The 25,770-nt window shown below is 70.8% G+C and carries 18 protein-coding genes and 1 pseudogene; 8 read left to right on the forward strand and 11 right to left on the reverse strand.

Features of this window, described 5'->3' with window-relative positions:
• Positions 1-141: 141 nt before the first annotated feature.
• Complete coding sequence (locus tag ACW14X_RS04055) at positions 142-1,062, reverse strand: DUF4192 domain-containing protein (protein ID WP_457164809.1); 921 nt, start codon at positions 1,060-1,062, stop codon at positions 142-144.
• Between the two features lie 136 nt (positions 1,063-1,198).
• On the opposite strand from ACW14X_RS04055, the gene ACW14X_RS04060 reads away from it, so the two are divergent.
• From ACW14X_RS04060 to ACW14X_RS04070, 3 genes are all read left to right on the forward strand, one after another.
• The gene (locus ACW14X_RS04060; RefSeq protein WP_457164810.1) at positions 1,199-2,509 is read left to right on the forward strand and encodes a DNA polymerase IV; all 1,311 of its coding nucleotides are present in this window, start codon (positions 1,199-1,201) and stop codon (positions 2,507-2,509) included.
• A 149-nt stretch (positions 2,510-2,658) separates the two neighbouring features.
• Positions 2,659-4,794: a S9 family peptidase gene (locus ACW14X_RS04065; protein WP_457164811.1), complete on the forward strand. Its 2,136-nt coding sequence runs from the start codon at positions 2,659-2,661 to the stop codon at positions 4,792-4,794.
• Positions 4,795-4,998: 204 nt separating this feature from the next.
• Complete coding sequence (locus ACW14X_RS04070) at positions 4,999-5,946, forward strand: sigma-70 family RNA polymerase sigma factor (protein WP_160024257.1); 948 nt, start codon at positions 4,999-5,001, stop codon at positions 5,944-5,946.
• Positions 5,947-6,111: 165 nt separating this feature from the next.
• Here ACW14X_RS04070 and ACW14X_RS04075 read toward each other — a convergent pair whose 3' ends face one another.
• The 4 genes from ACW14X_RS04075 to ACW14X_RS04090 form a co-directional block, all read right to left on the reverse strand.
• The gene (locus ACW14X_RS04075; RefSeq protein ID WP_457164812.1) at positions 6,112-7,281 is read right to left on the reverse strand and encodes a DNA polymerase IV; all 1,170 of its coding nucleotides are present in this window, start codon (positions 7,279-7,281) and stop codon (positions 6,112-6,114) included.
• A 35-nt stretch (positions 7,282-7,316) separates the two neighbouring features.
• Positions 7,317-8,609 carry a glycoside hydrolase family 3 N-terminal domain-containing protein gene (locus ACW14X_RS04080; protein WP_457164813.1) on the reverse strand — a complete coding sequence of 431 codons (1,293 nt, stop codon included), beginning with the start codon at positions 8,607-8,609 and terminating at the stop codon, positions 7,317-7,319.
• Positions 8,610-8,696: 87 nt separating this feature from the next.
• Positions 8,697-9,287: a dephospho-CoA kinase gene (gene coaE, locus ACW14X_RS04085; protein WP_457164814.1), complete on the reverse strand. Its 591-nt coding sequence runs from the start codon at positions 9,285-9,287 to the stop codon at positions 8,697-8,699.
• Positions 9,288-9,328: 41 nt separating this feature from the next.
• Positions 9,329-10,306 (reverse strand): helix-turn-helix domain-containing protein, encoded by a 978-nt coding sequence (locus ACW14X_RS04090; RefSeq protein ID WP_457164815.1) that lies wholly within the window; start codon positions 10,304-10,306, stop codon positions 9,329-9,331.
• 89 nt (positions 10,307-10,395) lie between these two features.
• Here ACW14X_RS04090 and ACW14X_RS04095 point away from each other — a divergent pair, with 89 nt between their 5' ends.
• A complete protein-coding gene (locus tag ACW14X_RS04095; protein ID WP_160024262.1) occupies positions 10,396-10,557 on the forward strand; it encodes a hypothetical protein in 162 nt (53 codons plus the stop codon).
• 66 nt (positions 10,558-10,623) lie between these two features.
• Here ACW14X_RS04095 and rpsA read toward each other — a convergent pair whose 3' ends face one another.
• Positions 10,624-12,105, reverse strand: a complete 1,482-nt coding sequence (rpsA, locus tag ACW14X_RS04100; RefSeq protein ID WP_008361841.1) for a 30S ribosomal protein S1 — start codon at positions 12,103-12,105, stop codon at positions 10,624-10,626.
• Positions 12,106-12,357: 252 nt separating this feature from the next.
• On the opposite strand from rpsA, the gene ACW14X_RS04105 reads away from it, so the two are divergent.
• Entirely contained in the window at positions 12,358-13,245 is an 888-nt protein-coding gene (locus tag ACW14X_RS04105; RefSeq protein WP_457164816.1) for a class I SAM-dependent methyltransferase, read from the forward strand.
• Between the two features lie 82 nt (positions 13,246-13,327).
• On the opposite strand, the gene ACW14X_RS04110 is transcribed toward ACW14X_RS04105, so the two are convergent.
• Positions 13,328-14,290 (reverse strand): DUF3068 domain-containing protein, encoded by a 963-nt coding sequence (locus tag ACW14X_RS04110; protein ID WP_160024263.1) that lies wholly within the window; start codon positions 14,288-14,290, stop codon positions 13,328-13,330.
• A gap of 110 nt (positions 14,291-14,400) precedes the next feature.
• Here ACW14X_RS04110 and ACW14X_RS04115 point away from each other — a divergent pair, with 110 nt between their 5' ends.
• The gene (locus ACW14X_RS04115) at positions 14,401-16,323 is read left to right on the forward strand and encodes a hypothetical protein (RefSeq protein WP_457164817.1); all 1,923 of its coding nucleotides are present in this window, start codon (positions 14,401-14,403) and stop codon (positions 16,321-16,323) included.
• A gap of 2 nt (positions 16,324-16,325) precedes the next feature.
• Entirely contained in the window at positions 16,326-17,540 is a 1,215-nt protein-coding gene (locus ACW14X_RS04120) for an acyltransferase family protein (protein WP_457164818.1), read from the forward strand.
• 857 nt (positions 17,541-18,397) lie between these two features.
• Here the strand turns inward: ACW14X_RS04120 and ACW14X_RS04125 are convergent.
• A pseudogene (locus ACW14X_RS04125) lies at positions 18,398-21,655 on the reverse strand (alpha-(1->3)-arabinofuranosyltransferase domain-containing protein); the annotation flags it as partial.
• Positions 21,574-22,371 carry a class I SAM-dependent methyltransferase gene (locus ACW14X_RS04130; protein ID WP_350841554.1) on the reverse strand — a complete coding sequence of 266 codons (798 nt, stop codon included), beginning with the start codon at positions 22,369-22,371 and terminating at the stop codon, positions 21,574-21,576. The gene ACW14X_RS04130 and the pseudogene ACW14X_RS04125, both read right to left, overlap by 82 nt.
• 173 nt (positions 22,372-22,544) lie before the next feature.
• Between ACW14X_RS04130 and ACW14X_RS04135 the strand changes: the two genes are divergently transcribed.
• Positions 22,545-23,663, forward strand: a complete 1,119-nt coding sequence (locus ACW14X_RS04135; RefSeq protein ID WP_400468156.1) for a glycosyltransferase family 4 protein — start codon at positions 22,545-22,547, stop codon at positions 23,661-23,663.
• Between the two features lie 73 nt (positions 23,664-23,736).
• On the opposite strand, the gene ACW14X_RS04140 is transcribed toward ACW14X_RS04135, so the two are convergent.
• Together ACW14X_RS04140 and ACW14X_RS04145 are read right to left on the reverse strand one after the other, a co-directional pair.
• The gene (locus ACW14X_RS04140) at positions 23,737-23,892 is read right to left on the reverse strand and encodes a hypothetical protein (protein ID WP_160024268.1); all 156 of its coding nucleotides are present in this window, start codon (positions 23,890-23,892) and stop codon (positions 23,737-23,739) included.
• Positions 23,893-23,912: 20 nt separating this feature from the next.
• Positions 23,913-25,601 carry a hypothetical protein gene (locus ACW14X_RS04145; protein ID WP_457164819.1) on the reverse strand — a complete coding sequence of 563 codons (1,689 nt, stop codon included), beginning with the start codon at positions 25,599-25,601 and terminating at the stop codon, positions 23,913-23,915.
• Positions 25,602-25,770 lie beyond the last annotated feature (169 nt).

Genomic DNA, 25,770 nt, shown 5'->3' on the forward strand with positions numbered 1-25,770 from the left:
ACACGGCGGCCGCGAGCGGCGTTTCGGGCCGATCTGGCAAGGCGGCGCTGCGAAGGCATCCTGGCGGCTGTCGAGCGGCGCCAACGCAGCCAGATCGGATGCGAAACGTCGCGTAGCGGGCGTGGATTTGGGAGACACGCCCTAGGCCGGATGATCCGATCGCACCTCCTCCCAGGCCGTCGGAGGAACGGCACCCTCGAGCATCTGCGCGACCAGCACCCCGAGACCGTGGTGACGCTCGCTCGCGAAGCACCTGTCGAGCGCACACCAGGCAAGCGCACCGTCACCGCCCAGCCAGGCGGCGAAGGCCAGCACGGCTGCGGGGTGGGCGACATGGTCGTCGGGGCTGCGGCGTACGACATCGGTCCACAGACGCACGTGGGCCCTGGCCTCCTCCCGGGTCATCCCGCCCCAGGCGGCGTCACGTCGCTGCGGGTCGCGCAGCGCGAGCAGCAGGGAGGCGATCTGGGCGGGTGACAGCACCGTCCCGGCGACCGCGTCGTCGACCAGCCGGCCGACCTCGTAGATCTTCATCGACGACGCCTGCTCCAGCGCGGTCTCGGTCTCGGCGACGGCCTCGGGCACCGCGGCGATCGAGGCGGCCAGCTCGGTGCGCGAGCGGCGCACCAGATGTCCGTCGTAGACCGCCTGGGCGCGGAACGGATGCGCCCCGACATCGAAGGGCACACCGTCCTCGGAAACGCCGTGGAACCCGAGCGGGTCGAACCACCGGCCGTCCTGCACCCGCAGGCACCCGATCAGGTCGATCTCACACTCGGCGAGCCGCTCGGCGAGACGGCGGGCGATCTTCACCCCGAAGCGCGGGCCACTGTCGTAGAGGACGAGCAGGACACCACGCACCTGGTGGCGGACGGCGGGCAGGAGCAGGCTGTCCAGGCAGCCCTCGACCTCGTCCGGCGGAGGTAGGTCGATCCGGCCGTGGACCTGATGCTCACCGCCGAAGGTCAGCATGACGATCGACTTCTCGGGCTGGAAGCCGAGGATGACAGGGACTGCCGCCAGAACGTCCTCTGGACGGGCGATGGAGAGTTTCGTGGTCATGCGGACACACTCCCCGCGACCCACCGACAGTTTCGGCGCCAATAACCGTGCCTGTGGACAACCTCCTCCCCAACCTCGCCTGTGGATGGTCAGCGGCCCGGGCCAGACTGTCCCCGCTGCCAGATAGGTTGCCACCATGAGAGCGCAGGCGTCGGTGATGCACCTCGACCTCGACGCGTTCTTCGCCTCGGTCGAGCAGCGCGACAAGCCGTCCCTGCGCGGCAAGCCGGTGGTCGTGGGCGGCATCGGCGGACGCGGCGTGGTCAGCACCGCCTCCTACGAGGCCAGGACCTTCGGCGTCCGCTCGGCGATGTCGACCCGCGAGGCCCGCGCGCTGTGCGGGCACGCCGCCTTCCTCTACCCGCGCTTCCATGCCTATAAGAAGGTCAGCGAGCAGGTCTTCGGGATCCTGCGCGACCTCTCGCCGCTGGTCGAGCCGCTCTCGCTCGACGAGGCCTTCGTCGACCTCGCCGCCGCCGAGCTCCCCGACCTCGGGGTCGACACGGTGTCCGCGACCGCCTCGAGGATCCGAGAGGAGGTCGCAGAGGTCACCGGCGGCCTCACCGCCAGCGTCGGCCTGGCCAGCTCGAAGTTCATCGCGAAGATCGCCAGCGATCTCGACAAGCCCGACGGCCTGGTCGTGGTGCCGCCCGGCACGGAGCTCGACCTGCTCCGCCCGATGAACGTCAAGGTCATCCCCGGCGTCGGCCCCGCCACCGCCGAGCGCCTGCGCCGCGCGGGCATCCACACGGTGGCCGACCTGGAGCAGGTCAGCGTCGAGGAGCTCGTACGCCTGGTGGGCAAGTCCCACGGCACCAACCTCTACAAGCTGGCCAGGGCCCAGGACGACCGCCGAGTCGAGCCCGAGCGCGAGACCAAGTCGGTCAGCGTGGAGGGCACCTACGACACCGACCTGACCGACCGGCCGCTCATGGAGCAGATCCTCACCCGGCAGGCCGGCGAGGTCGCCGCCCGGCTGAAGAAGAGCGGGCTCTCGGGCCGCACGATCACGATCAAGGTCCGGCTCTACGACTTCACCACGATCAATCGCTCCGCGACCCTGCCGGCTCCGACCGACCAGGCCGGCACCATCGCCCGCCTGGCCAGGACCCTGCTCGGCGAGCTCTTCACTGCCGGCGAGACCGCCGGGGGCGTACGCCTTCTCGGGGTCGGCGTCTCCGGACTCGCCGACTGGATCCAGGAGGACCTCTTCGGCGACGACACCGACGAGGACGCCGAGCCCGACCTCCCGCTGCCCGAGCCGGTGCGGCGGCCGACCTGGGCGGCCGGGATGGACGTCGTCCACGCCGAGATGGGCCGCGGCTGGGTCTGGGGATCGGGGCGCGGTGTCGTGACCGTGCGCTTCGAGACCGCCGAGACTCCTGCCGGTCCGGTGAGGTCGTACGCCGTCGACGACCCCGACCTGCAGCCGTTCAGCGCGTCCTGACGCCCGCTCCCCGGCTCGATCTCGCCGTCGCGGCGAGCGGGTGCAGTATCGCGCCAGGCGACCAAAGTGTGCGATAGCGCGATGCGATGCGACCGGCGCGTCGGTGCCGTGCTCGGGGCTTCGAGGGTCGCGGGGATAGGGTCTCGTTCATGTCTGCCGACCTCTCCTCGACCCCCTGGCCGATCGCCCCCAAGAAGCCCTCGTCCAAGCAGTTCCACGGCCTGACCCGGACCGATGACTACGAGTGGCTCCGGGAGAAGGAGAACCCCGAGGTCATCGCCTACATCGAGGCCGAGAACGCCTACACCAAGGAGCAGACCGACCACCTCGCCGACCTGCGCACCCAGATCTTCGAGGAGATCAAGGCGCGCACGCTCGAGACCGATCTGAGCGTCCCGACGCGGTCGCGCGGCTACTGGTACTACGGCCGCAGCTTCGAGGGGAAGCAGTACGGCGCGAGCTGCCGGGTGAAGGTCGCTGACGAAGACGACTGGACTCCCCCGACCCCGGCCGACGTCACCCACGACCAGCCTGCTCTCCCCGGCGAGGAGGTGCTGCTCGACCTCGACGCCCTCGCCGAGGGCCACGACTTCTTCAGCCTCGGCGGATCCTCCGTCAGCCCGTCGACCACCCTGCTCGCCTACGCGACCGACGTGACCGGCGACGAGCGCTACACCGTGCGCGTCAAGGACCTCACCACCGGCGAGCTGCTGACCGACGAGCTCACCAACGTCCACGGCGGCGCCACCTGGGACCGCGACTCCGCCAACCTCTACTACACGACCGCCGACGAGTCCTGGCGTGCCGACAAGATCTGGTGTCACCGCCTCGGCACCAGCCAGGACGAGGACGAGCTGGTCTTCCACGAGACCGACGACCGGTTCTGGGTCGGCGTGGGACGGACCAAGTCCGACCGGTTCATGTTCATCGGCACCGCCGCGAAGATCACCGCCGAATACCGCTTCCTCGACCTCGACGACCCCGACGCCGGCTGGCAGGTCTTCGCCGCCCGCGAGGAGGGCGTCGAATACTCCATCGAGCACGCCACCATCGCCAGCGAGGACGTCTTCCTGGTCACCCACAACGCTTCGGGCCCGGACTTCGAGATCGCCACCGTGCCGATCGCCCCGACCCCGCGGACCGAGTGGCAGCCGCTCGTCCCGCACACCCAGGGCGTACGCCTGGAGGACGTCGACGCCTTCGCCGGCCACCTGGTCGTGCACCAGCGCAGCGAGGGTCTGACCCAGCTCCGCATCCTGGAGCTCGGTGAGAACGGTGTCGCCGACGACTACCTTGTGAAGTTCGATGACGAGCTCTACACGATCGGCTCCGGCTCCAACCCCACCTTCGGGTCCCCGGTCGTGCGGCTCGGCTACACCACGATGCGCACCCCGGCCTCGGTCTACGACTACGACGTACGCAGCCGCGAGCTGACCCTGCTCAAGCAGGCCCCGGTGCTCGGTGGCTACGACCGCGACGACTACGAGGAGCACCGCCTCTGGGCGACGGCCGAGGACGGCGTACGGGTGCCGATCTCGATCGTGGCGAAGAAGGGGCTCCACGAGACCGGGCCGATCCCGGTGCTGCTCTACGCCTACGGCTCCTACGAGGCCAGCATGGACCCGTACTTCTCCATCGCCCGGCTGAGCCTGCTGGACCGCGGGATCGGGTTCGCGATCGCCCACATCCGCGGCGGCGGCGAGATGGGCCGGGCCTGGTACGACGACGGGAAGATGCTCAAGAAGCAGAACACCTTCTCCGACTACATCGCCTGCGCGCGCCACCTCGCCGAGACGGGCTGGTCGACGCCCAGCCAGATCATCGCCGAGGGCGGCAGCGCCGGCGGGCTGCTGATGGGGGCGGTCGCCAACCAGGCGCCCGACGCCGTGGGCGCGATCGTGGCCGCGGTGCCCTTTGTGGACGCGCTGACCACGATGCTCGACGCGACGCTCCCGCTGACCGTCACCGAGTACGACGAGTGGGGCAACCCGGAGGCCGACAAGGAGACGTACGACTACATGTCCTCCTACGACCCCTACACGAACGTCACCCGGCAGCACTACCCGCCGATCCTGGCCGAGACCAGCATCAACGACACCCGGGTGCTCTATGTCGAGCCCGCGAAATGGGTCGCCAAGCTGCGCGCGACGGCAGAGAATCCTGGTGACGTACTGCTGAAGACGGAGATGGCGGCCGGACACGGTGGAGTCTCGGGGCGCTACAAGGCGTGGGAGGACCGAGCGTTCAGCCTTGCCTGGATGATCGACCAGGTGACCTCTTCGTAGGGCATATCTGTGGGGATCTCGGGGTACTCCATGAGAAACCCCTGAGATTCACCTCGCGATGCAACTTATCGCCCGCCGCGTACGTCGAACCGGACAAGAGATCGAAGACGGATTCGATGACAGGCGCTCTACCAGGGAACACCTGGGAGGGGCGAAGCGTTGAAACCACCGTGAGGCCACAAACCTCACCGTGAGGAGGTTCCCATGGCGACACGCACCGCCACTGCCACCCGAGAGATCGAGGGCCGTGACAGCGTCGGGCTGTATCTCGACGAGATCGCCCGCAACGAGCTCCTGGATGCTGCCAAAGAGGTTGAGCTGTCCAAGGCGATCGAGGCCGGCCTGATGGCCGAGCATCTGCTGGCCGAGGGCCGCGTCGGCCGCAAGAAAGCACCCGGTGGAGCCACCCGAGCCGAGTTGGAGTGGCTGGCCGAGGAAGGCCACCGCGCCACCCGTCAGTTCATCAACGCCAACCTGCGACTGGTGGTGTCCATCGCGCGCAAGTACGGCCGCGCGCAGATGCCGATGCTCGACCTGATCCAGGAAGGAAACACCGGCCTGATCCGGGCCGTTGAGAAGTTCGACTACACCAAGGGCTACAAGTTCTCGACGTACGCGACGTGGTGGGTGCGTCAGGCGATCACCCGTGGCATCGCGCAGCAGGCGCGTGTGGTCCGGCTCCCGGTCCACGTCGTCGAGGAGCTCAACCAGGTCGGCGGCGCCCGCCGCACCCTGGAGCGTCAGCTCGGCCGTGACCCGGAGCCGGAGGAGATCGCCGCCGAGCTCGGAATGGACATCGACCGCGTCCTCGACCTGCTCTCCTGGGGTCGTGACCATGTCTCGCTCGACACGCCGATAGACGAGGACGGCGACACCTCGCTGGGTGACCTGATGGCTCAGGAGTCCTCGCCGTCGCCCGACATGGACGTCATCGACGTCGAGTCGCGCGAGCGGCTCAACTCGCTGGTCGGCCAGCTCGACGAGCGTTCCGCCGACATCGTCCGCTCCCGCTACGGGCTCACCGACGGCCGTCAGCACAAGCTCGCCGACATCGGTGTCAAGCACGGCATCTCCGCCGAGCGCGTACGCCAGCTCGAGCGCGAGGCCCTGCAGAAGCTGCGCCGCTTCGCAGACCCCGACCTCGCGGCCTGATCCCAACCCCAGATTCGGCGCTCCTCCAGGAGGGGCGCCGAATCTGTGGTTTTGGCGTGCCGAGAAGGTAGTTCTGGGCGACGAAACTACAGTTTCGCCGCCCAAAGGTGCCGATTCGGTCTCCACAACTGCGGTTTCGACCGCCACAACTGCAGTCTCGGGCGGTCAGTAGCCGCCGGGCGGCGGAGCCATCTCCAGACGTACGCCGATCAGGCGGATCGGGCGGTCCTTCTCGACCCGCTCCAGGAGCGCCTCCGCCTCGTCGGCGAGACGGTCGGGGTCGAGGGTGGGCTCGGGGAGCTTGTGGCCGCGGGTGACGGTGAAGAACGGCTTGAGGCGCACCTTGATCTCGACCCTGGTCACCGGGCGGCCCTCCTTCACCACGTCCGCGAGGCACTCGCCGCACAGGCGGCGGGTCGCGGCGACGATGTCGGGCCATTCGACGAGGTCCTGCTGGAAGGTCTCCTCGTGGCCGTGGCCGCGCGCGACCCACGGCGAGGGGTCCACGGGGCTGGTGTCGGCGCCACGGCCCAGACGGCGCAGCCAGGGGCCGGTCGTGGGGCCGATCTCGGCGGCCAGACGCTCCGCCGAGGCCGCTCCCAGGTCGGCGACCGTCTCGATCCCGAGCCCGGCGAGCCGCTTCGCGGTCTTCGCCCCGATCCCCCACAGCGCGTCGGTCGGACGGTGACCCATCTCGGCGTCCCAGGTCTCGTGGGTGATCCGGTAGACGCCGGTCCCCCGCAGCTGTCCGCCCGGCCCGGGCTCGTGACCGCCCGCACCGGCCTCCCGCGCGAGGGCACCGTCGACCCGCTGCTTGGCGAACCCCGTCGCGAGCTTCGCCTGCAGCTTGTTGTCGCCGACACCGACGCCGCTGCGCAGCCGGGTGCGTTCGAGCACACGATCGCGTACGTCCTGGGCGAAGGCCGCCGGATCGCCGAGGTCGCCGTGGTCGGGGCCGGGCCCGAGGAACGCCTCGTCCCAGCCGAGGACCTCGACCAGAACAGGTACGCCGCCCCACTCCAGCGATCGCAGCGTGTCCATGACGCCCGCGGAGGCCTCGTCGTAGGCCACGTGGTCGACCGGCAGCAGCACCGCGTCGGGGCACCTCCGCACCGCCAGCCGCAGCGGCATCCCTGAGCCCACCCCGTGCGCCCGAGCCTCATAGGAGGCCGTCGAGACCACCGCCCGCTCGGTCGGGTCCCCGCGCCCACCCACGATCACCGGCCGGCCGGCCAGCTCGGGCCGGCGTAGCACCTCCACCGCCGCGATGAACTGATCCAGGTCGACGTGCAGCACCACCGTCATGCTTGTGGTCGCTCGCTGACGCTCGCTCATGCGTCGATGGTGCCACGAACAGCCGCAGCGAGGCGTCAGCCTTGCGAGGCGGCCTCGGAGAGAGCCGCGGAGGCACGCTCCGCCTGCTGGCGTACGTCACCGGGAACCGGCACCGCACCGGCGGTGCGCTGCTGCCACAGCTGCATGGCGACGACCTTCGCGGCGGCGTCCTCGACGAGCGAGCGGTCGAGGCGACCGGAGCGCAGCGCCTTGACGACGCTGCGGTGGGCGGCCTTGGAGTTGGCCGGCATCAGCAGGAGGTCGGCGCCGGCCTCGAGGGCGGCCACAGAGGGCTTCTTGGTGGTGGTCGTGACCGCGCCCATGCCCAAGGAGTCGGTGACGGCGATGCCGTCGAAGCCGAGGTCCTCGCGGAGCAGGTCGTAGATGGGAGCCGCCATGCTGGCCGGCTTCCCCGGAGCCACGGCCTTGACGTCGACGTGGCTGATCATGACGGCCGGTGCGCCGGCATCCACGGCGGCGTCGAACGGCACCAGGTCGCGGCGCTTGAGCTTCTTCTTCCCGAAGTCGAGCTCCTGGAGCCCGAGGTGGGTGTCACCGGTGACCGCGCCGTGCCCCGGGAAGTGCTTGGTGGTGGAGACCAGACCGGCGGCGTTGTAGCCCTGCACGGCCGCGGAGACCGCCGTCGCGGCGATCTTCGGGTCCTCGCTCGGGGAACGCGAGCCGATGGTCGGATCGGACGCGCCGACGGTCACGTCGGCGACCGGCGCGAACGCCCAGGTGAAGCCCAGGTCGCGCAGCTCGAGCGCCGTCGTCCGCGCCGCCTCGGTCGTCACCGTGACTCCCTTGCCCGGCTTCGCCTCGATGGCATCGCCGGTGCGCGCGAACTCGGGGAACTCGGTGGCCACGCCGCGCAGGTGGGAGACGACGCCACCCTCCTGGTCGACGCCGATCACCGCGGGGAACGAGCGGCCATCAGCCGCCACCGCACGGGAGACCGCGGCGGTCGTCTCGCGCACCTGGGCCTCGTCGACGACGTTCTCGCCGGTCACGCTGACGCCGGCGAGGTGGAGCTTGCGCACCATCTTGGCGGCCTTGGCTGGGTCGGTGCCGTGGTAGCGACCGACGATCACCTGTCCGGCGAGCTGCTCCTCGTCCCAGCCCGACACCAGCTCGCGGGCGGTCGCCAGCTCTCCGCGCGTGGGACCCCAGGCCAGGGGCGTGGTGTCCTTCGTCGGGTCGGTCCTCGTGGTGGCATTGGCCGGCCTGTTCGGCTCGTCCTCGACCCTCGTCGGCATGCCGACGGTCACCGCTGCCGCGCCCGCACCGGCCGCCAGGGCCAGCACGGCACCCGCGATCACCGGTCGCATCCAACGCCTCGGCCGACGCCGCTGATCCTCTGAATCGGTGTGCTTGCCCCCAGTCACGCGGCCGAGTATGTCAGCAACCCCCACCCATTACCGCGTTCCGGCGAGTGCGTCGTAGATCTCCTGCACCCGCGTCCGCAGGTCGTCGAGGGTGCCGGTGTTGTCGATGACGTACGTCGCCGCGGCGAGCCGATCCTCGCGACTGGCCTGCGCGGCGATCCGGGCCCGGGCGTCGATCTCGGTCATCCCACGCGCGATCGCCCGCTCGACCTGGGTCTCGACCGGTACGTCGACGACGATCACCTCGTCGAAGAAGGGGGCGTAGCCGACCTCGACCAGCAGCGGGATGTCGTTGACGACCAGCTTCCCGGCCGCCCGACCGGCCTCCTCGAGCTCCGCGGAGCGTGCCCCGACCAACGGGTGCACGATCGCGTTGAGCCGCTCACGAGCACCCTGGTCGGCGAAGACGATCTCCCCCACCTTGGCCCGGTCGAGCGCACCGGACTCGGTCAGCACCGACGGCCCGAACTCCGCCACGACCTGGGCGAGCCCCGGTGTGCCCGGCTCGACGACCTCCCGGGCGATCTTGTCCGAGTCCACGATCACCGCCCCGAACCCGGCCAGCAGCTCCGACACCGTGCTCTTCCCCGAGGCGATCCCGCCGGTGAGTCCTACGCGCATGGCCCCAACCTAATGGGACCGCCGTCGGCGCCTCACGCCGCCTAGGCCGGCATGGCCGAGTCGAGGCTGTCGCTGCAGGCGAACCGGCGCCGGTAGGCCTGCGGGGAGAGCCCTCGCACGCGCGTGAAGTGGTGGCGCAGTGCCGCGGCGTTGCCGAAGCCGACCTCGCCCGCGATCCACTCCACCGACCGGTCGGTGCGCTCCAGCAGCTCCTCGGCCCGGCGCACCCGTTGGGCGGTGATCCAGGCATAGGGCGTCGCCCCGGTCTCGGCGCGGAACCTGCGGGCGAACGTACGCGGCGACATCAACACCTGCCGGGCCAGCGAGTCCACGTCGAGCTCCTCGTGGAGATGGGCCGTGATCCAGGCCAGCAGCGGGCCCAGGGTCTCCGCGTCGGGCTCGGGCACAGGGTGGGAGATGAACTGCGCCTGTCCCCCGTCGCGCTGCGGCGGGACGACCATGCGCCGGGCCACGGCGGAGGCGACCGCGGCGCCGTACTCCTGCCGCCAGATGTGCAGCGCGGCGTCGAGCACGGAGGCGGTGCCGGCGCTGGTGACGATCTGGCCGGTGTCGACGTAGAGGACCTCGGGGACGACCCTCGACTCCGGGAACCTGCGCTGCAGCTCGGTGGCGTACTTCCAGTGGGTGGTGCACTCGATCCCGTCGAGAAGGCCAGCCTCGCCCAGGGCGAAGGCGCCCGAGCAGGCGGTCAGGAATCGGGCACCGCGCGCGTGAGCGCGCAACAGGGCCTGCCGCACCTCCTCAGGCAGCGACCCGTTGGGACCACCGAAGGCGGGGATCGCGATCAGGTCTGCCTCCTCGAGCCGCTCCAGACCGTGCGGCGCCTCGAGCATGAAGCCGAGGTTGGTGCGCACCATGCCCGCCGTCGGCGCACACACTCCGAACTCGAGGAACGGCACCCCGTCATCGCGCCGGTCGATGGCGAAGGCCTCGCAGACCGCACCGAACTCGAAGGGGGCGACACCGTCCCAGATCACCGCAGCGACGTTCCTAAGCACCTCAGAAGGGTGCCAGTTGGCAGGAAATCGCGCAACTTAGGCATTTCTGCCAATGTGGCAGGAATACCTGGTAGCGAAGAATTACTGCCATGAACACAGCACTCATCGTCCTCATCGCCCTGCTCGCCGTCGCCGCGTACGCCACCTTCGCCTCCGTCCGCAGCGACCGCCCCAAGACCGCGCCCCGGTCGCACGCCACCGACCCGGCCTTCGAGCCGCAGAGCAGCCTGCCAGGCGTCAGGTGGCCCTAAAACGCCGAATGCCCGGCCCCAAGGGGCCGGGCATTCGTGCGTTTTCAGAGCATCAGCTCGCGATGATCACTGACCGCCGGTCAGCTTCTCGCGAAGAGCCTGCAGCGCCTCGTCGGAGGCGAGGGAGCCGCCCTCGTCCTCGGAGACGGTCTCGTCGACCGAGCCACCCGAGGAGTAGGAGGTGGCCTCGCCGGCCTCGGCAGCCTTCTCGGCGGCCTCCTGCTGCTGCTTGATGTGGGCCTCCCAGCGAGCGTGGGCCTGAGCGTACTGCTCCTCCCACTTCGCGCGCTGCTCGTCGTAGCCCTCGAGCCACTCGCCCGTCTCCGGGTCGAAGCCCTCGGGGTAGATGTAGTTGCCCTGGTCGTCGTAGGTCGCCGGCATGCCGTAGAGCGTCGGGTCGAACTCCTCGACGTCGGTCGAGGTGACCGTCTCGTTGGCCTGCTTGAGCGAGAGCGAGATGCGACGACGCTCGAGGTCGATGTCGATGATCTTGACCATGACGTCGTCGTTGACCTGGACGACCTGCTCGGGGATCTCCACGTGGCGCTCGGCCAGCTCGGAGATGTGCACCAGGCCCTCGATGCCCTCCTCGACGCGGACGAACGAACCGAACGGCACCAGCTTGGTGACCTTACCCGGGACGATCTGGCCGATCTGGTGGGTGCGGGCGAAGTGCTGCCACGGGTCTTCCTGGGTCGCCTTCAGCGACAGGGAGACACGCTCGCGGTCCATGTCCACGTCGAGAACCTCGACGGTGACCTCGTCACCGACGGTGACGACCTCGGACGGGTGGTCGATGTGCTTCCAGGACAGCTCCGAGACGTGGACGAGACCGTCGACGCCGCCGAGGTCCACGAACGCACCGAAGTTGACGATCGAGGAGACGACACCCTTGCGGATCTGACCCTTCTGGAGCTGGGTCAGGAAGCCGTGGCGAACCTCGGACTGGGTCTGCTCGAGCCAGGCACGGCGCGACAGGACCACGTTGTTGCGGTTCTTGTCGAGCTCGATGATCTTGGCCTCGAGGGTCTGACCCACGTACGGCTGCAGGTCGCGGACGCGACGCATCTCGACGAGGGAGGCCGGGAGGAAGCCACGCAGGCCGATGTCCAGGATGAGACCACCCTTGACGACCTCGATGACCGCGCCCTCGACGACGCCGTCCTCCTCCTTGACCTGCTCGATCGTGCCCCAGGCGCGCTCGTACTGCGCGCGCTTCTTGGACAGGATCAGGCGGCCTTCCTTGTCCTCCTTCTGGAGCACCAGGGCCTCGACCTTGTCGCCGACCTCGACAACCTCGGACGGGTCGACGTCGTGCTTGATCGAGAGCTCGCGCGACGGGATGACACCTTCGGTCTTGTAACCGATGTCGAGCAGGACCTCGTCCCGGTCGACCTTGACGATGACACCGTCCACGATGTCGCCGTCGTTGAAGTACTTGATGGTCTCGTCGATCGCGGCGAGGAAGTCCTCTTCCGACCCGATGTCGTTGATCGCGACCTGAGGCGCGTCGTAGTCGGGAAGAGGAATGTTGAGCGTGCTCGTCATAAGGGAGGTGGTTTCCTTGGGTGGACAGATATCGTCGGGTCACACACGGCTCAAGTCTCGGGTCGGCCACCCCTCGCCGGCACCAGCACAAACAGGCTTCGTCGCCCGGCGTGAACCGGCGGTCGAGGTAGCAAGCCAAGGTCCACTAGGTCTGGGACCCGGGCAGACTTCAGACGCAGTTTCTTAGCCTACGCTCCAGTCACAGGCTCCGTCCAACTGTCGACGTCACCCCGCTGGGCATACCCTGTAGGCGTGGACCAAGCCATCAGCCCGGTCGTTCGACCGGAGGCGCCCATCGATCCCTTCGGCGCGATCGAAACCATCGGAACGACCGGCCCTGTGGTCAGAGCCGAGCGGCGTACGGTCGGGGAAGCCGAGTCGCGCCGCGCGAACGGCCCCGACTGGGACCGCTACGCCGACGAGTACCAGGCCACGCACGGACCGTTCCTCGGTGAGGCCGGGTTCGTCTGGGGTCCGGAGGGCCTGACCGAGGCCGATCTCGGCATCCTCGGCGACATCAGCGGCAAGGACGTGCTCGAGCTCGGCTCCGGCGCCTGCCAGTGCTCCCGGTGGGTGAACACCCAGGGCGGGCGCGCGATCGGCCTGGACCTCTCGGGCCGCCAGCTCCAGCACTCCCGGCGCCTCGACGAGCAGACCGGCGTGGTCGTACCTGCCGTGCAGGCCACCGCGACCGATCTGCCCTTCGCGCGCGACGCCTTCGACGTGGTCTTCTGCTCCTTCGGTGCGCTGCAGTTCGTCAGCGACATCGCCCACGCGCTCGCGGAGACCGCCCGCGTCCTGCGGCCCGGCGGCCGCTTCGCGTTCTCGATCACCCACCCGACGCGGTGGATGTTCCCCGACGATCCCGGCCCCGAGGGCCTGATCGCGGCGCAGTCCTACTGGGACCGCACCCCCTACGTCGAGGTCGACGACGAGACCGGCAAGGTGTCGTACGTCGAGCACCACCGCACCCTCGGGGACTGGGTCTCGTTGCTGGCCGGCGCCGGGTTCCGGATCACCGACCTGGTCGAGCCCGAGTGGCCCGAGGACCACGAGCGGGTCTGGGGCGGCTGGTCGCGCACCCGCGGTCTGCTGACCCCCGGGACCGCGATCTTCGGTGCCGACCTGGCGGGCGGCTAGACCCGCTCACAAAAGCCGAGCGCGGGCCCGGGAGCTGGTAGCTCCCGGGCCCGCGAACGTCGATGCTGGTGCGTGCTGAGCCTCAGGCGTCGACCAGGGTGCGGTCGTCCGCGGCGGCGTGGGCGCCACCGTTGGGCTTGCGACCGCGCAGCGCCAGCCACAGGCCGATCAGCAGGAAGATCAGGCCGGCGACGACGCCGCCGACGGGGATCCAGGTGCCGATCAGGTTGAGCTGGGCGATGTTGTCCTTGGCGTCCTCGGCGTTGTTGGAGACGGTCTCGTCGGAGTAGCTCATGTCGGCGTCGATCAGCACCATGCCGGTGCTGGTGACCATCTTCTGGGTCGCGCTCTGGTCGATGTAGGAACCGGTGGTCGGCTCGACGAAGATCGTCTGGGTCGCCTCGTAGGTGCCCCGGATGTCGTCCTCGGTGTCCTTCACCCCGTCCTCTCCCGCCGAGAGCGACGCGTCGTCCTCGGAGGCGGAGACCTCGAACTGGTAGGTCTTCACGCCCTCGACGTCGACGTCGTCGACGTAGGTGGCGATGACGGTCGTGCCGAGCGTGTCGTCCCAGTACTCGTAGTCGTGGCGCTCGGTCTCGAACGGGAACTTGCCGGCCAGGCCGGTCATGCCGTCGACGGCCCGGTCCTCACCGACGTACTTGGCCTGGTCCTCGACGACCTCGGAGCTCTTGCGGTCCATGGCGTAGGCGCGTTCGGTGGTAGTCACCACGCGGTCGTCGTCCTCGGCGCGGGCGCACGGAGGCGTGTCGCCCTCCTGGATCATGATGCAGCCGGCCTCGACGAAGACGACGACGTCGTCGGTCGACTCCTTCGGCGCCGCCTCGGTGGTCCGGGTGTACTTCACCGGAACTGGGGTATCCGACTTGGCCAGCGCGCCGCTGGCGGTGCCGTCCAGGACCGTCGTGGTGTTGACGTTGAGCGGCACGGTCGCCGCGGCGTCCCGGCCCCAGAAGCCCGCTACCGCGGCAGCGACCAGCGCGAACGCGCCGACCAGCAAGAAGATGTAACCAATCACTCTTCGCATGTTTTTGCCCCTCCCAAGGCCTCAGTTCCCCCCTCGATCCGCGAACCGTAGCAGCAATACCCGGTCCGGTGTGCAACGGGTCACAAACCGCTGTGCGACACTTCCTCTTCGTGTCCTCCCCCCACTCCACCACCACCGCTGCCGGGCACACCGGCGGGCCTACTGACGCGCCCGCTGCCGACGGCCTGCTCGCGACTCCCCGGAATGTCGTGGCGACCGCGCTCGCCCTGATCGTGGCCCAGCTCGCCTTCCGTGCCTGGGCGCTGAGCGGCTCGTGGTACCGCTTCGACGACGCCAACTTCATGTCGAAGCTGATGTCCGACGGCCTCTCGGCCGAGCTGCTCTTCCACGGGTTCGCCGGGCACCTGATGCCGGGCGCGTTCGCGCTGACGGCCTACAACTTCGGCCTCGACCCGTACGCCTGGGCCTATCCGGCCGTCGAGCTCCTCGTGCTGCAGGCGATCGCCAACCTGGGCGCGCTGGTCTTCCTCTGCTCCGCGTTCGGGAAGCGGCGCGGCATCCTGCCGCCCCTGGCGCTGTTCCTGTTCAGCTCGATCAGCCTGCCGGCGTTCCTGTCCTGGGGTCCCGGGATCACCCAGCTGCCGTTCCTCGCCGCGATCTTCTGGGGTTCCTGGGCACACCTCAACTACCTGCGTACGCGGCGGTTCCGCTGGGCCCTGCTGACGATCCTCATCACCCTGGCCGCCATCGCCTTCGGCGAGAAGGCGATGCTGCTGTTCTGGCCGTACGCCGTGCTGGCGCTGGGCTGGTTCGCGACCGGCGACATCCTGACCCGGCTGCGGACGATCCTGGGCCGCTACCTGCCCGGTGTGCTCCTCTACGGGTTCGTCTCGATCGGCTCCGTGATCGCCTACCTCACCCTGGGCGCGGGATCGTCGAAGGCGTCGGGCAGCTCCGACGCCAACGGGTTCGCGCTGGTCGCACAGCGGTTCCTGCTGGAGTCGTGGGCGCCCGGCGCGGTCGGTGGGCCGCTGCGGTGGAAGTGGATCGAGGGCAACTCCGCCGGCTGGGCCGAGCCCGGCGCGGTGGTCTCGGTGCTCGCCGTCGGCGTGCTGGCGCTGCTGACCTTCGAGCTCGCCCGCACCCGCTCGATCGCGCTGCGGGCCTGGTGGCTGGTCGGCGGCATCCTCGTCATCGACATCGCCCTGATCACCGCCATCCGGGCCGGCGGGGTCGGCGCCGACATCGCGCTCGCCTACCGCTACCTCACCGACACGGTCGCAGTCACCGCGATGGCGCTCGCGCTGGCCACGCTGCCGTTGCGCGGGGCGGTGGAGACGCTCACCCCGACGCGTACGTCACCCTTCCTCGACAACCCACGGCGGGTCGCGGTGGCGACCGCGGTCGTCGCCGCGCTGGGGCTGTTCTCGTCCTACTCCTACGTCCAGGGCTGGCACGACGACGACAACACCCGTCGCTACGTCGACACCGTCCGTGCTGACCTGGCCGAGGTCGAGGAGCCGCTGCCGATGGCGGACGGGCCGGTGCCCGAGTGGATGGTCTGGGGCGCGTCGTACCCCTACAACCAGGTGAGCCGCGTGCTCCGGCCGCTGTCAGACAAGATGGCGTTCCCCCGGGCCAGCACCGACAATCTCTACCTGGTCGACAAGGACGGCCACATCCGGCCGGCTCTGGTCGAGCCCGAGCGACGCTCGGTCGGCGCCGTCGACCCAACACCGAGCCTGGACAAGTGCAAGCTGCGGGTGCGGCAGACGCCGCTCGAGGTGGGACTGGACGGTGGCGTCGACGGCGCCGGGTGGTGGATCCGGGTCGCCTACGTGGCTGCCGAAAAGGACGCCGGCCGGATGCGCGTGACCGCAGGCGACCACTCCTACGACGTGGATGTCGCGCCCGGGTTCCGCAGCCTCTACCTGCGTACGGGCGAGGGACGCTTCGACACCATCAGCCTCCAGAGTCTGACCCCGGGATCGAAGCCCTGCCTGGGTGGCATCGAGGTCGGCAGCGTGGTGCCGTTCGGCGACCCGATCTCAGGGCCCGAGGAGGACGGCTGATGATGGATCGCCGGTTCCTCACGCTCGACGCGCTGCGCGCCGTCGGCGCGCTGATGGTCGTGCTGACCCACGTCGGGTTCCACACCGGCCGCTACCCGCAGGGCTGGACCGGGGCGATGCTCGCCCACTTCGACCTCGGCGTCGCGCTCTTCTTCGTGGTCTCCGGGTTCCTGCTGGCCCGGCCGTGGTTCGCGGCCAGCGCCGCCGGAGCGCCGCCGCCGAGCACCGGACGCTACCTGTGGAAGCGCGCGCTGCGGATCCTGCCGCTCTACTGGGTCGTCGTGGCCGTCTGCCTGATCGCCGCGCCGGCGAACTCCGACGTCGGCGTCGGCGGCTGGATCGCCAACCTGACCCTGACCCAGATCTACACCCAGGACACGCACGCCTACGGCCTGGCGCACATGTGGAGCCTGTGCACCGAGGTCGCCTTCTACCTCGCGCTGCCGCTGGTGGTGCGGCTGCTGACGCCGCGAGACCGCCTGGACGTACGCCGCGTGCTGGTCGTCTGCCTGCTGCTCTCGATCGGCGGCGTGGCCTTCGCCGCCGGCGCCCGGACCTGGTTCGACCAGCCGTTCGCTGCCGAGTGGCTGCCGGCGTACCTGCCGTGGTTCCTGGCCGGCACCGCGCTCGCGGCCTGCTCGGTCGACCCGGGCATGCGCGCGCGGCTGGACGCCGCCGCGCGCGACCTGGCCGGCTGGTGGCTGCTGGCGCTGGGGCTCTTCGTCGCGGCCTGCACGCCCATCACCGGCCCGATCGGGCTGGTGGATGCGCCGACGCCGGCCGAGTCCGCGCTCAAGTGCGTGCTCTACGGCGCGGTCGCGGTGTGCGTCATCTTCCCGCTGGTCTTCGGGCCCGAGCTCGAGGGCCCGGTACGCCGCTGGCTGGCCGGTCCGGTGCCCAGCGCGCTGGGCGAGATCTCCTACGGCATCTTCTCGATCCACATGTTCGTGCTGCTGATGGGCATGGAGCTGCTCGGGTTCGGCACCTTCAACGACCGCTTCTGGACCGTCCTGGGGATGACGCTCGCCGTCACCATCCCGGTCGCGGCGCTGTCCTACGTCCTCTTCGAGCGCAGGGTGATGCGGCTGCGCGGCTGGCGTCCCTCCGGGCGCCGGCCGAAGCGGCGGTCCGAGCCTGAGCCGGAGGCTGCGTCAGAGCCCGGTGAGACCGAGGCGGCCGCGGCGACCAGCACGATCGCGACCAGCGACAGCGCCTGAGCCGTCCAGGCGGGCGGGTCCCAGGGCAGGTCCCAGGCGGTCGGGAGGATCTCGACGGCCAAGGCGCCGGCGAGCAGCGCCGCCCCGGACCCGGCGGCCAGAAGACGTACGAGAGCCGGCCGGCGGCCGGTCAGGCGCGGCAGCAGCCAGGCGACGACGGCGGCCAGGGCGCCCCACCAGCCGGCGAGCAGACCGGCCACGAGGACCAGCAGCCCGGCGTCGTACCACCGCCACGGCGCGGCCACGGGGAACAACTCCAGACTCGGCGGGGTGCCGCGGCGGCGCCATGAGGTCACCAGTGCCAGCGCCAGGACCAGCGCCGCGCCGCCCGCACCGGCGATCAGCCCGGCACGGTAGGTGCCCTCGGGCGCGAAGCCGAAACGTACCTCTCCCCCGGCGCCGGCAGGCACGATCCAGCCCTGCTGCCAGCCGTCGACCCGCTGGGCGCGCAGGACCTTACCGTCCAGGGTCGCGGTGGCGCCGGTGTTGATGTTCTGCGGGAGCACGAGGACCCGGTCGTAGGCCTCGGCGGAGACGGTCGCCGAGACCGCGGCGTCGCGGTCGTCGCGCTCCACCTCGACCGCCTCCGGGGACTCCGCGTCCGCGATCACCTCCGCGCTGAGCTCGAGGCTGTCGACACGGAGCGCGTCCACCGGGTCGGCGAGCAGGGTGTTCTCGCCGGCGGCGAGATTGATCGGGGCCGTACCGCAGACCCTCAGCGGCAGCTCGCCACCGCGCAGCAGCGCGGAGAGCGACCCGTTGACGGCCGTACGCAGCACCCGCTCGCCCACGCGGATGCGAGGACCGTCGGCGCAGCCCGCCCGGAGCGTGCCGTCGCCGAGCGGACGGCCGTTGACCTCCACCTCCGAGATGCCGGCGGGCAGCTCGGACGCGTCGGCCATGCTGGAGGGCTGGTCGTAGGCGGCGTCGGTCTCGGTGATCCGGATCCGGAGGCGGTCGGTGCGCCAGCCGCTCGGCACCTCGATGTCCCCGTCGGAGTCGACCTCGCGGGTGACCGTGCGCTTGGGGCGGCGCAGGTCGGTGATCTCGACCTCGGTGGGGATGCTGACCGGGGCGGCCTTGTTGACCATGAGCCGCAGCGACCTGATCCGCTGCCGCTCGGGCAGCCCGACGGTCACCGTGGCCGGGCCGGTCGATGGCGCCCGCCAGGAGGTGCCGTCGTCGCCGTCGGCCATCGCGAGCGCCGACTGGGCGATGTCTCCGCGGCTGGGCGCGGTGATGTCGACACCGGCGAGGGCGGCGGCCGCCGCGGCGTAGGCGTGGTCGCGGCGCAGCGACACGGTTCCGGTGACGTCGAACGACTGCCCGCGGGTGAGGGTGATCAGCCGGTCCAGATCGTCGCCGTCGTCGCCGGTGGCGGCCAGGAACGGCTCGCAGTAGAGCACGCCACCCTGGTCGATGCAGCCGCTGCGGTCGGCGTCGCGACCGAGCCGGATCTTGCGGATCGTGGTGTCCTCCGGCGGCTCGGGGAGCGCAACCAGGCGCTGGGCGTCGACGCCTTCGATGTCGAGCTCGCTGATCCCCCACGGGCCGTACGCGGTGGCTCCGCGGGCGGTGATGGTGAGGTTGCGCGCACTGAACCCGGTGAGGTCGTACGTCGCCTCCTCCCCCGGCTGCGGGGCGTAGACCTTGCGCATCTGGGCGCCGGCGACGAGCTCGAGCCGTTCGACCCCGACAACGTTCGCCGGGATCGTGATGGTGACCTTGCCGAGGTCGGTCTCGTCCTCGAACCGCACCCGGAGCCAGGAGCCCTCGGGATCGTGGTCCCATCCCGTCTCGGTGCGCCACGCGGTGTCGGGGTCGCCGTCCAGGGCCGCCGAGGGCGCCCGGCCGCGGTCGACCGGGACCTCCTCCGGGGTCGCCGCCGAGCTGGAGGCCTCCACGGCCTCGACCCCGCGCCAGACCATCGTGCTCTGCCACCGCTCCTGGTTCTCCAGGTAGCGGTGGAAGCTCTCGGGCTGGTCGGAGTCGACGCCCTCCTCGGCCGTCCGGGTCGCGGAGGAGTTGGCTCGGACACCGGCGAAGAGGGTCGTACGCCGCCGCTGGCCGTCGGTCAGGATGACATCGGCCCTCTCCCCGGAGCCGTCGGCGGCCGACCGGGTGTCGTCGGCGGTCAGCACCGCCGGCGCCCCGCTGGCAGGCTCGCCCGGGTCGCCCATCACGGTCGTCTTCGCCGGGATGAGGGTCCCGTCGGAGGTGGCGTCGTCGACCTCGTAGATCTCGATCGGCGGGTACTCCCCCGCCAGGCCCCCGTCGACGAGGACGCGGGTGCCCTTCTCGCGGTGGTAGGTGGTGTTGCCGAACTCGGTGCCGAAGCTCGCCTCTCGGGTCAGCCCGGGCGACTGGGCGAGGGTGGCGTGCATCAGCGAGGGCGGCGGGGCACCAGTGGTGCCCCAGTGCAGGTCGTTGCGTACCAGCAGCCGGGTCACCCCGGCCTTGGCCAGCATCGGCGCGAGATCCGCGCTGGGGATGCCGCGCTCGATCTCCTCGGTGACCCGGTCGAGCCAGACGACGTTTCCGGGCTCGGCCAGCGGCACCACGCCGCGTACGGCCCAGCGGGAGTCGGCGTAGGGCTGCAGGACCTCGTCGTGGGTGCTGCCCCACAGGTAGTCGCCGAACCGGGCGGCCGGGACCACGAGCGTCACGCCGCCGTCGTCGTTCTCGGAGAGGTAGTCGGCGGCGTCGGTCCAGAAGGTCGGGACGTTCTCGATCGACCCGGGTGGCGGGACCTGGCCGCGCACCCAGGGCACCGCCAGGCCGGCCAGCGCGGCCACCACGGCGATGACGAACACCGTCCGGAGCCACTGCGCGGCCTTCGTGGCCGTCCCGGAGGCTCGCGCCAGCTCGGCGCGGAAGAGGATGGTCTCGACGGTGAGCACGACCCCGGCGGCGAGCCCGAGGCGGAGCACCGCGTCGAACTTGTGGCTGTTGCGCACCGCGGCCAGGGCGCCGTCGACGAGGTCCTGACGGGCCTCGGCTCCCCAGCCGGCCAGCGCACCGGTGTAGCCGATCCCGACCAGGACGGCGCCGGCCAGCACGCAGCCGATCAGGAACCGGGTCTCGGGGTGGCGACGCGCGCGGCCGACCCCGGCCAGCCCGGCGAGCCCGATCGCGACGACGGCGGCCGCGTCGAGGACGAGGTAGGGCGTGGCGTGCAGGCTCTGCCCGGCCGGGTAGTAGAGCGGGTCGGCGTACGCCACCCAGTCGGAGGTGCCGAGCAGCGTCGGCAGCAGGCCGGTGGTCGAGGAGGTGACCGCGGCGGTCTCGATGTAGTCGAGGAAGGGCGGGATGTAGCGGCCCTGGAGCACCAGCGGGATCGTCCACCACAGGGTGGCGAGGATGGTGAACACGCCCCACAGTGCCAGTGCGGCGAACCGCCGGGCACCTGTCCTGGTCAGCAGGAAGACCACGCCCGGGACGATCACCGCCGAGACCGCGGTCGCGTTGACCCCGCCCGCGCAGGCGACCGCGAGGGCGGCCACAGCGCACCAGCGCACCAGGTCCTTCGTCGTGGTGGTGCCGCTGGCGCGGATGACCGCGAGCAGCACCCAGGGCGCGACCGCGGTCGGCCACAGCTCGGCCGAGTTGGCGCCGAGGATGGTCATCACGCGTGGCGTCAGGACGTACGCGGCAGCACCCGCGACCTGCGCCCACGGCCTCCCCAGCTGCAGCTCCCGGGCGACTATCAGGACTCCCAGGAAGGCCAGGTTGAGCAGCAGCGCCCACCACAGCCGCTGGATCACCCACTCCGGCAGCTGGGCCAGCTGGCCCAGACCGTAGAAGGGGCCCATCGGCCACAGGTAGCCGATCGCCTGGTTCTGCACCTGGCCGAAGGCGCCCTGGGCGTCCCACATGTTCAGCGCCCGGGCCAGGAAGGCCCACGGGTCGGCGCTCAGGTCGAACTTGGTGTCCGCGACGATCCGGCCCGGGGCCTGGGTGAAGGTGATCGCGGTCAGGATCGCGACGTACGCCGCGATCCTCAGTCGTGAAGTAGGGCTCGGCGGGTCCGGGGTCACGTCTTGCGCAGCACGAGCAGGAGGTTCCACGAGAGCACCTCCCTCACCACCGGGACCCGCATCAGCCACGCCGCCCACGCCGGGTGGTAGCGCGGAACCGCGGCCAGGATCTCGGCGTTGCCCGCCCGGCGCTGGGCGCGCGCCCAGCGCAGCCCGGCGGAGGCGGTCGCTGCGTACATCGACTCGCCGAACTTGTTCTTGGGCTCGTGGCCGTGCTTGCGCAGGTAGCGCCGGCGCGCGAAGCGGCCGCCGAGCAGGTGCCACGGGCTGGTCTCGTGGCCGCCCCAGGGGCCCCACCACAGGGTGTAGGAGCAGAAGAGGACGCCGCCGGGCCTTGTGACCCGGAGCATCTCGTCGAGCATGGCGGTCGGGGTCGGGACGTGCTCGAGCACGTTGGAGGAGTAGCAGGCGTCGACGCTTCCGGTGCGGACGGGAAGCCGCATCCCGTCGCCGAGCATGCTGCCCTCGGCGACGATCCCGGCGCCCTGCATCTCACCGGCGTCGGCGTCGAGCGCGAGGTAGGTCGCGCCGGCGTTCATGAAGGCGTCGCGGAAGTAGCCCGGGCCGCCGCCGACGTCGAGCAGGACGGTGCCCTGAAGGGTCTCTCCGTCGGTGTAGTGCGCGAGCTGGCCGACCGAGTCCGCCGCCAGCGCGGTGTAGAAGCGCGCGGGATCGGTCTGCTCCACGCGGAAGTCGCTGAAGAGGCGTACGGAGCGCCGCAGCGTCGCCCGCCAGTCGTTGCCGACCGGGGCGTCCATCTGGTCCCCGCTCCGGGGGTCGAGGAGGTTCGGCACGGCGGGAACCCTAACCGAATTACCCCAACGGGTGTGCATTTGGTCACGAAGTGTCCTACTCTCCGGTAACTGCGTGACCCCTGGGGAGGGAGCGCTCAGTGCGGGGAAACTGCGAGTCAGGGGAGAACTGAGTTTTGCGCGCCAACGAGGGAGCGCAGCTGGATGGTCGCCATGTGGCGGTCTTCAGCTGGCGCGACACGGACAATCCCGAAGCCGGTGGAGCCGAGCACTACCTCCACCAGATCACCGCCGGACTGGTGGGCGCGGGAGCACGGGTCACCGTGTTCACCGCCACCTATCCAGGCGCGCGTGCCCGGGAGGAGCGCGACGGTATCCGCTACGTACGCCGCGGCGGCAAGCTCAGCATCTACCTGTGGGGTGTGCTGCTGCTGGCGCTGGGCCGGCTGGGCCCGATCGGCCGCGTCGACGCCGTCGTCGACGTGCAGAACGGCCTGCCGTTCTTCTGCCCGCTCGGCACCAGGGCGCCGGTCACGGTGCTCGTCCACCACGTCCACCGCGAGCAGTGGCCGGTGGTCTACCCCGGGCTCTCCGGACGGATCGGCTGGTGGGTCGAGTCGTGGCTCGCGCCGCGGCTCTACCGCCACAAGCAGTACGTCGCGGTCTCCCGTGCCACCCGGGCCGAGCTGGCCACGCTCGGCGTCGACCCCGCCCGGGTCGCGGTCGTGCACAACGGCGCCGCGCCGGCACTGAGCGACCGGCCGGCGAAGACCGAGCATCCCTCCATCTGTGTCGTCGGGCGGCTCGTGCCGCACAAGCGGGTCGAGCTCGCCGTCGACGCGGCGGTGGCGCTGCGGGCCTCCTACCCGGACCTGAGGCTGAGCATCGTGGGCGGTGGCTGGTGGGCCGACGAGCTGGCTGCGTACGTCTCCCGGGTGGGGGCCGGCGACTTCGTCGAGATGCTGGGGCATGTCGACGAGGAGACCAAGGAGGCGGTCTACGAGCGGTCCTGGCTGATGGCGCTGCCGTCGCTGAAGGAGGGCTGGGGTCTGGTCGTCACCGAGGCCGCCCAGCACGGCACCCCGACCGTCGCCTTCCGCGACGCGGGCGGGACGACCGAGTCGATCGACGACGGCGAGTCCGGGGTGCTGGTCGACGACCAGGCCGGCTTCGTGGCGGCGCTCGACCACCTGCTCGGTGACGAGATCCGACGCAAGGAGCTGGCCGAGGGCGCCCGGTGGCACGCGCGCAAGCACACCTGGGAGCAGAGCCAGCTCAACTTCAACGCCGTGCTCGCCTCCGCGCTCCAGGGGCACGTGGTCAGCGCGGACTGACTGCTCTGGACTGTCGTAGAGACTGAGAAGAGGCCCGGCGGATCACCGCCGGGCCTCTTTCGCTACGTCGAGCTCAGTCGTTGGTGCCGTACTGAACCGTCGACTCAGAGACGCTCGGAGGATTCTCGACGGTGTTGTCCGTGCTGCTGGTGACGACTCCGACGATGGTCGCTGCGGCGACTCCGCCGCCGACAAGAATGCTGGCGACGATGGCAATGATGTTGCCCATGGATATGTGACCTCCCTCTCCTAGCGGCGAACTTTAGCAGCCGGCCGGCGAACAATACTGATCAGTAGCAGAACTGTTGATGTTGTGGCTCCGAGCCAGGCCAGGCCGTACGCCACCCACCCGACGATCACCGCCGTCAGGGCCACCGGGCCGATGGTGTAGGCGGCCGGCCGGGTCGCCTCCCCCGGCAGCCGCTGCAGGAGCAGGCCGCCGCTGTCGTGGACGGTCTCGCCGGCCACCTGCGGCGCCTCGCCCGCGGTGCGGTCGGTGATGACGTACCCGATCCCGAGGCGGCTCAGCTCGCTCGCCCGTGCCTCGGGGTCCGGTGCGGCGAGGGCCGCGGCGGCGGCCGTCGCGCGCGGGTCCTCTCCCGCGATCTCGGTCCTGCCGATGACGAGGTCGCCGTCGGTCACGCTCGCCCTGGGCAGCATCCTCGGCAGCGGGTCGAGGACGGGACGATGCTCGTTCCACGCCGGCACCCGGTAGGCGGACCAGGGCAGGACGAGTACGTCACCAGGTGCCGTCTCCTCGGCGAGCGTCGCGCCGGCCCGCTGCCACGACGTCGGGTAGTCGGCCGTGCCGATGCCGCCGGCGAGACCCCAAGCGGCGTCGGGAAGCACGGCGATCGGGGCGAGGGCCAGGGCGACGGCGGCGGCCCATCGGGGTGCGGTCCCGCGAAGCCGATCGCGCAGCGCGTCGACCCCGGCCGCGGCGGTCAGGACGATCAGCGGGAGACACAGCGGAAGCAGGCGGCTGCTGTCCCGCATCAGCGCGAGACCGGGGATGTGCTGGGCGAGGTCGTCGAGGGCTTCGGGCGCCGCCCAGCCGGCGACGGCGATCGCCATCCCGGCCACCCACAGCCCCAGGATCGCGGTCCGTTGGCTGTCGGCGGCCCACCACCGCCGCAGTCCGGCACCGATCAGCGCCACCAGGAGCGCCAGGGCCACCCAGGCCGGCCAGCTCTCGCGGCTCGAGGGGACGACCGAGGTGTTCCAGATCCCGCCGAGGCTCAGGGCTGCCAGCGGGGCGGGCAGAGCGTCGCCGCGCAGCGCGAAGACCTCGAACCCGGTCGCCGACGCCGCCTCCCCCGCGTGGGTCAGGCCGGCGATCACCCAGGGCGCGTTGACCGCGGCCACCATCGCGAGCAGCAGCGCCGGTCGCCGACCCCGGCGCAGACCGGTCGCGAGCAGTACGGCGGCCGACACGATCCCCGCGCTGGCGCTCAGACTCCCGACGAGCAGGACCGGGAGCAGCCACACCGGGCCACGCTCGGCCGCGGCCCAACGGCGGCCGGCCAGCACCAGCCAGGGCACCGCGGCATAGGCCAGCAGCATCGGCCAGTGACCCATCCACAGCCGCTCGGCGACGTACGGGCTCCACACGGTCAGGCTCACCACCGCCAGCCGCGCGGCGAGCGAGCGCTCCCGCACCAGCTCGGCGGCACCCGCCCCGGCGAGCACGAGCGCTCCGATCAGCACGAGCTTCTGCAGCACGAGGCCCGGCACGACCTCGTCCAGCACCGCGACCACGGCGTCCGAGGGCACCGCCCGCGGCAGTCCCGACCCCAGGCCGAGCACATCCCGGGTCAGCGCGAGATCCGGCACCCACACCATGTCGTAGCTGAGCACGAACCCCGCCCCCAGCGCCGGCCCCAGCATCAGCACCGCCAGCACACCCGCCCACACGGTCGGGGCCGCCCGTTCGATCACGCGGCAACCCTAAGCCCCACGCCGAGAAGTCACCCCGGTCGCGCGACACGTCAGCTACGCCGGGCGAGACGTCAGTTGTGTCGGGCGAGACGTCAGTTAGGTCGGGCGAGACGTCAGTTGTGGCGATCGAGTTCCGGTCCTGGGCGGATGCCGGTGCCGGCATGTGGCG

This window comes from Nocardioides sp. YJ-D4, from assembly GCF_054031495.1.

Excerpts from the sequence above, each read along its gene's own strand:
- ACW14X_RS04055 (WP_457164809.1), bottom strand. The coding sequence starts at position 1,062 with ATGACCACGAAACTCTCCATCGCCCGTCCAGAGGACGTTCTGGCGGCA.
- ACW14X_RS04070 (WP_160024257.1), top strand. The coding sequence starts at position 4,999 with ATGGCGACACGCACCGCCACTGCCACCCGAGAGATCGAGGGCCGTGAC.
- ACW14X_RS04060 (WP_457164810.1), top strand. The coding sequence starts at position 1,199 with ATGAGAGCGCAGGCGTCGGTGATGCACCTCGACCTCGACGCGTTCTTC.
- ACW14X_RS04080 (WP_457164813.1), bottom strand. The coding sequence starts at position 8,609 with ATGCGACCGGTGATCGCGGGTGCCGTGCTGGCCCTGGCGGCCGGTGCG.
- ACW14X_RS04075 (WP_457164812.1), bottom strand. The coding sequence starts at position 7,281 with ATGAGCGAGCGTCAGCGAGCGACCACAAGCATGACGGTGGTGCTGCAC.
- ACW14X_RS04065 (WP_457164811.1), top strand. The coding sequence starts at position 2,659 with ATGTCTGCCGACCTCTCCTCGACCCCCTGGCCGATCGCCCCCAAGAAG.
- ACW14X_RS04140 (WP_160024268.1), bottom strand. The coding sequence starts at position 23,892 with ATGGGCAACATCATTGCCATCGTCGCCAGCATTCTTGTCGGCGGCGGA.
- rpsA (WP_008361841.1), bottom strand. The coding sequence starts at position 12,105 with ATGACGAGCACGCTCAACATTCCTCTTCCCGACTACGACGCGCCTCAG.
- ACW14X_RS04095 (WP_160024262.1), top strand. The coding sequence starts at position 10,396 with ATGAACACAGCACTCATCGTCCTCATCGCCCTGCTCGCCGTCGCCGCG.
- coaE (WP_457164814.1), bottom strand. The coding sequence starts at position 9,287 with ATGCGCGTAGGACTCACCGGCGGGATCGCCTCGGGGAAGAGCACGGTG.
- ACW14X_RS04110 (WP_160024263.1), bottom strand. The coding sequence starts at position 14,290 with ATGCGAAGAGTGATTGGTTACATCTTCTTGCTGGTCGGCGCGTTCGCG.
- ACW14X_RS04120 (WP_457164818.1), top strand. The coding sequence starts at position 16,326 with ATGGATCGCCGGTTCCTCACGCTCGACGCGCTGCGCGCCGTCGGCGCG.